Origin of the sequence: Chitinophaga sp., from assembly GCF_035538455.1 — a bacterium.
Taxonomy (GTDB): domain Bacteria; phylum Bacteroidota; class Bacteroidia; order Chitinophagales; family Chitinophagaceae; genus Chitinophaga.
Genome location: NZ_DATLKJ010000239.1, coordinates 1 through 5,458 on the forward strand (window position 1 = coordinate 1; position 5,458 = coordinate 5,458).

Here is a 5,458-nt window from a genome sequence, read left to right on the forward strand (position 1 = left end):
GGAAGATCACCGCTGCATATTGTTGCAATGTGTCTTCATTAAACTTGTCGGCATTTTCCGTGGTGTCTACTGCAAAGCCGTTGGCTTTACCAAGTTCCTGTATGGCTGCAATGCCTGCCGGTATAGAGGCGTGGCGGAAGGCTGCAGTTTTTGAGAATACAAGTACTTTGGGTTGGCCGGGGCGCGTTTTCTTACACGCTGCGGCGACCAGGAGCAGTAACAGTAAAATAAGTTTCGAGGAATGCTTCATAAAGCAAATGGGTCTTTTAATGATCAGGGATGTTTTGTACCGATGGCATACTGAATGCCACCCAGCAGGTGTTTCAGGTAAAGAGGATCGCTGTAGGATTCTTTGGTGTGGCCTAGCTCAGTATAGAATGCGCGGCCTCCTTCGAATTCGTGATACCAGCACATCGGATGGTTATCGCCATTCTTTCCTCCTTCATAACTCTTCTCATCTATTTTAATCAACACGTGTATATCCGGACTGATGTCTTTAAAATTATACCATTCGTCTTTACGCACCCATTCATCGGGAAGTTCTTTGGCAGCCGGATGATTGTGATCTACCACCAGCAGTTTTGCCTGCTGTTGTCTGGGATGGCTGAGAAAGTAAGCACCAGCCAGTTTGTTGTACCAAGGCCAGTCATATTCGGTATCGGTGGCCGCGTGTATGCCCATCCATGCGCCGCCGTTATGGATGTACTGCTGGAAGGCTATCTGTTGTACGCTGTCCAGTACGTCGCCGGTGGTGCAGCTGAAGATTACGGCTGCATATTTCTTCAGGTTCCGGGAAGTAAAAGCAGCGGCATCTTCTGTGGTGTCTACTTCGAAGCCATTGTCTTTACCCAGTTGCATAATGGTTGTTTTGGCTACAGGGATACAATCGTGGCGGAAGCCTGTGGTTTTGGAAAACACGAGTACCCGTTTAGGTTTGTGTTTGTCTTTGTGTAATGCCTGGACAGACAGGACGCCAGCGAACAATAATAATGTAATAAAAGCGGTTAATGTTTTCATCGTGTGTGCGTGGTGGTTATTGTCAGTGTTTCTGGTGAAGCAACAAAGCAGCAAAGGATTTTTAAGTTAGTAAGACTGTTGTTAGTTCACAGATTTATCAGCTTAAAAAAACTTTGCTGCTTTGCGCTTTTGCGAGGAAAAATTATATCTCGCGTATCTTGATACTGCGGTACCATACCTGGTTACCGTGATCCTGCAATGCAATATGTCCTTTGGCATATTTGCCAAATCCTTTCCAGTTCTTGAATTTGCTGTTGGCTACCAGTTCATCCCATTCAGGGCTGCCGATAGTGGTTTCAACAGTTTTTACATTGTTGAGCCAGAAGGTAAGCTGACCGTCTTTCTTACGGATCTTAACGGTGTTCCACTGACCTACTGGTTTTACAGCTTTCTGTGCAGATTTCTTCAGGTCATAGAGATCGCCGGCGTTGTGTTTGTTGATCTTGCCATCAGGATGTTTATCATCATCGAGTACCTGCATTTCAGGGCCGGTGAGATAGGTGGCTTTGAATTCAGGATCTTCGTGAACACCGAAAATGATACCGCTGTTGCCGCCTTCGGAGATCTTCCATTCGAGGGTCAGTTCATAGTTTTCATATTCGTTGTTGGTAACGAGATCACCGCCGGGAGCGCCATTCTTTTTGGCTTCCTGGTCCAGTTCCAGCGCACCGTCGGATACTTTCCAGGCAGTGCTTGCAGAAGACTGGAGATAAGTGTGCCATCCGCTGGTGGTTTTACCATCGAAGAGCAGCTGCCAGCCTTCTTTCTTTTCTTTGGCAGAGAGGCTGTTTGTTTTCTGGGCTTTCACGGCGCTGGCGCCGAGTATGCCTCCCAGGAGGAAGGCGCCCGCAATTATTTTTTTCATGCAGTTTAGTTTAGCTTTCAGTGTTTAGCTTTCAGCCTTCCGTTTCTGGATACTAGAGGCTGAAAGCTAACGGCTATTTACCTATTGATAAGATGTAGCTTGCCATTTCTTTGGCATCCTCTTTAGAGACATTTGGATGCGGGAGCATGGCTACGTCCCCCCAGTTGCCTGCACCACCTTTGATGATTTTGTCGGCCAGCTTGTCCACATTTTCCGGTGTATTGGGATATTTCCCGGAAATATCTTTGAGTGCGGGTCCTATCACTTTCATTTCTTCTTTATGACAGGTTTTGCAATCGCTCTGATCCATGAGGGTTTTACCCTTTGAAGCAGGCTTGTTTGCATCCGGAGACACCATAGAATGATCTTCTGCCGCAGCACTTCCCTGGCCGCTGTTATTAGCCTGTTGTTCAGCCTTTTTATCACCTCCGCCGCAAGCCGCAAAGAATAAAGCGCTTAATACAAACGGTGCCAGATACCTCTTTCTCATAATGTGTGTTGTTTTGTTATTTGATGATTTAAATTTTATTATCAGATACCGAGAATACGTTTGTTGAAAGCATCATCGGTGGCGGCTCCAGCGAAGTCGTCGAATGCTTTCTCTGTTACGCGGATAATATGATCCTTGATAAATGGAGCGCCTTCTCTTGCGCCGTCTTCCGGATGTTTGATGCAGCATTCCCATTCCATAACGGCCCAACCGGCATAATCGTATTGGGTCAGTTTGCTGAATATGGATTTGAAATCCACCTGGCCATCGCCGAGGGAACGGAATCTGCCGGGGCGGTCTATCCACGGCTGGAATCCGCCGTATACGCCGGAGCGGCCGGTAGGATTGAATTCCGCGTCTTTTACGTGGAATGCTTTTATTCTTTCGTGGTAGATATCGATATACTGCAGGTAGTCGAGGCATTGCAGTACGAAGTGGCTGGGGTCGTAGAGCAGGCAGGCGCGCGCATGGTTGCCGGTAGCTTCGAGGAAGCGTTCGTAGCTGGCGCCGTCGTGCAGATCTTCGCCGGGATGTATTTCGTAGCAGACATCTACGCCGTTCTCTTCAAATTCATTGAGGATAGGCAGCCATCTGCGGGCGAGTTCCGCGAAGCCTGCTTCTACTAAGCCGGCGGGGCGCTGTGGCCAGGGATACATTGCAGGCGCCCATAGGAGCGCGCCACTGAACGTAGCGTGTGCATTGAGACCCAGGTTGCGGCTGGCTTTGGCAGCGTATTTCAGCTGATTTACGGCCCACTCTGTACGTGCGTTGATGTTATTATGATATTGCGCTGGTGCGAAGCCGTCAAACATTTCAGTGAATGCAGGGTTTACAGCCACCAGCTGACCTTGCAGATGCGTGCTCAGTTCTGTGATCTCGAGGCCGGCAGCATTGACGATACCTTTTATTTCATCTGCGTATGTTTTGCTTTCGGCGGCTTTCTGCAGATCTATCAGGCGGGTTTCCCAGCTGGGGATCTGTACACCTTTGAATCCGATGGAAGCAGCCCATTCGCAGATGCTTTTCAGGTTGTTAAAAGGAGCTTTCTCTCCCATGAACTGCGCCAGAAATATACCGGGTCCTTTTATTGTTTTCATATAGTCGTGCTTGTTATGAAAGTACTAGATCTCGAAATTGGTCCATTTGGCATCACTCTCTGAAGAGCGCACTACGTTGTCGATGAATGCCATACCGCGCACGCCTTCCGCTGCGCCGGGGAAATCGAGCGACTCCGGAGCGGGCTGTACACCGTCGATTTTGGCAGACAGTGTTTGTGCGAAGTTGCGGTAGAGATTACCGAAGGCTTCCAGGTAACCTTCCGGATGACCACCCGGTGTACGGGTATTGTGCGTCATGTAAGAAGACTGGGAAGCGTAGTTGCCGCCAGCGCGATAGATCTCAGTGGGTTTATCGAGCCATTTTACCAGCAGGGTGTTGGGTTCATGCTGTGCCCATTCGAGGCCGCCTTTTTCACCGTATACACGGATCTTTAAAGCATTTTCTTCACCAGCAGCTACCTGTGATGCCATGAGCACTCCGGCAGCACCGTTGTCGAAACGGAGCAATACGGCGCCATCATCATCGAGGGCGCGGCCTGGTACCATGATATTGAGATCGGCGCATAGTTTTTCAATTTTTGCACCGCTGATATATTCTGCGAGATTAGCGGCGTGGGTACCGATGTCGCCCATGCAGCCGCTTTTGCCTGACTTTTTAGGATCTGTTCTCCAGGCTGCCTGTGCATTGCCTTCGCGCTCACTCAGTTTGCTGAGCCATCCTTGCGGATATTCCACCCATACTTTGCGGATCTTTCCCAGCTCGCCGGCTTTCACCATCTGGCGGGCCTGTTTCACCATAGGATATCCAGTGTAGGTATGTGTGAGGAGCAATGTTAATCCTGTAGCGTCCACTTTGGCCTGTAGTTGTTTGGCCTCATCGAGGGAGAACGTGATGGGTTTTTCTATCACTACGTTGAAGCCCAGATCGAGGGCCATCATAGCAGGTTCGAAGTGAGCGAAGTTAGGTGTTACAATCGTTACGAAATCGAGGCGTTTGTCTGCCGGCATTGCAGCTTCTTTCTGCAGCATAGTTTTGAAATCGGTGTAGGTGCGCTCCGGGTCGAGGAACAACATTTTGCCTGATTCAATTGCCACTTCACTGTTGATGCTGAGGGCGCCGGCCACCAGTTCAATAAGCCCGTCCATGTTGGCTGCGATGCGGTGAATAGCGCCTATGAAAGCATCCTTTCCTCCACCGATCATTCCCATTCTTAACTTACGATCCATTTTTAAAAGGTTTTTAGCTATTTAGGAGTTGGCTTCCAGGTCACTGAAAGCTTTTTATTTTATAATCAATTATTGTCGCGTGCCGCATTGCGGTACAAGATAACAGCAGTAGATAACATTCTGATACCGTCTATAACATTTAATGACCCTGGCGTACTCAGGACCGGTGCCGGTACAAGATCGTGGAATGGAGTCCCCCGCCGGGTTACTGTTCCTGGCTCTTTGTTGAGTGTCATAACGGTATTTAACAGCCAATAAGGCTGGTCATCTGTTGTCATAACGTGGAGTTTATAAGTAAGTAAAGCACTTTAAGGCCAATAAATTTATAAAAAGTATTTACATAATGTTCAAATTTTGGGGAAAATGGATAAATATCAAACAAAATTGCCCGCTGGTTCAAGTATTTTTTCGAATATTTATTCAATTTTATTAAACAGTAGCTGAGATTGTTGAGGAGAGAAGCTTAACCGGTATTTGTCCCGGTTGAACTGGCTTCGGGCAAGTCTGCTTATGCCGGATTGATAGTCTGATAATGATTAAGAAGTGCGCTTTTAACTGGGGGTTGACTGGACGTTGACTGGGGGATGACTGGGGGTTGCCTGGGGGATACCTGTTGTGCGCTTTTAATACCTATGAGAATCGAATGACAACCGAATGAGAAGCTGGAGAATGGAGAAAGCCTGCTGTTAAAATACTTGGCGCTTTTATACAATATCGGTAAATTTAGGTAAGACGTTGTTGTTTAAGCCCTTATCCCATGGCAAAGATAGATTTAGGTGAAGGCATTAAGCCACCATTTAT

General features: G+C 47.9%; 7 protein-coding genes. All 7 read right to left on the minus strand.

Annotated features, from left to right (window positions below; translation table 11 throughout):
- Positions 1–250, minus strand: a 250-nt coding sequence (locus VM802_RS27910; RefSeq protein ID WP_325536967.1) for a ThuA domain-containing protein, incomplete at its 3' end; no start/stop codon positions are given.
- A gap of 23 nt (positions 251–273) precedes the next feature.
- Positions 274–1,017 carry a ThuA domain-containing protein gene (locus VM802_RS27915; protein ID WP_325536970.1) on the minus strand — a complete coding sequence of 248 codons (744 nt, stop codon included), beginning with the start codon at positions 1,015–1,017 and terminating at the stop codon, positions 274–276.
- Between the two features lie 142 nt (positions 1,018–1,159).
- Entirely contained in the window at positions 1,160–1,882 is a 723-nt protein-coding gene (locus VM802_RS27920; RefSeq protein ID WP_325536972.1) for a 3-keto-disaccharide hydrolase, read from the minus strand.
- Between the two features lie 73 nt (positions 1,883–1,955).
- Positions 1,956–2,372 carry a c-type cytochrome gene (locus VM802_RS27925; protein WP_325536974.1) on the minus strand — a complete coding sequence of 139 codons (417 nt, stop codon included), beginning with the start codon at positions 2,370–2,372 and terminating at the stop codon, positions 1,956–1,958.
- A gap of 41 nt (positions 2,373–2,413) precedes the next feature.
- Positions 2,414–3,469: a sugar phosphate isomerase/epimerase family protein gene (locus VM802_RS27930; RefSeq protein WP_325536976.1), complete on the minus strand. Its 1,056-nt coding sequence runs from the start codon at positions 3,467–3,469 to the stop codon at positions 2,414–2,416.
- 24 nt (positions 3,470–3,493) lie between these two features.
- Positions 3,494–4,657 carry a Gfo/Idh/MocA family protein gene (locus tag VM802_RS27935; RefSeq protein WP_325536978.1) on the minus strand — a complete coding sequence of 388 codons (1,164 nt, stop codon included), beginning with the start codon at positions 4,655–4,657 and terminating at the stop codon, positions 3,494–3,496.
- A 65-nt stretch (positions 4,658–4,722) separates the two neighbouring features.
- On the minus strand, positions 4,723–4,935 hold the full coding sequence (locus tag VM802_RS27940) for a hypothetical protein (protein WP_325536980.1): 213 nt from the start codon (positions 4,933–4,935) through the stop codon (positions 4,723–4,725).
- Positions 4,936–5,458 lie beyond the last annotated feature (523 nt).

What these genes read in the sequence shown, in the direction of transcription:
- VM802_RS27935 (WP_325536978.1), bottom strand. Translation starts at nt 4,657, where the DNA reads ATGGATCGTAAGTTAAGAATGGGAATGATCGGTGGAGGAAAGGATGCT.
- VM802_RS27930 (WP_325536976.1), bottom strand. Translation starts at nt 3,469, where the DNA reads ATGAAAACAATAAAAGGACCCGGTATATTTCTGGCGCAGTTCATGGGA.
- VM802_RS27925 (WP_325536974.1), bottom strand. Translation starts at nt 2,372, where the DNA reads ATGAGAAAGAGGTATCTGGCACCGTTTGTATTAAGCGCTTTATTCTTT.
- VM802_RS27940 (WP_325536980.1), bottom strand. Translation starts at nt 4,935, where the DNA reads ATGACAACAGATGACCAGCCTTATTGGCTGTTAAATACCGTTATGACA.
- VM802_RS27915 (WP_325536970.1), bottom strand. Translation starts at nt 1,017, where the DNA reads ATGAAAACATTAACCGCTTTTATTACATTATTATTGTTCGCTGGCGTC.
- VM802_RS27920 (WP_325536972.1), bottom strand. Translation starts at nt 1,882, where the DNA reads ATGAAAAAAATAATTGCGGGCGCCTTCCTCCTGGGAGGCATACTCGGC.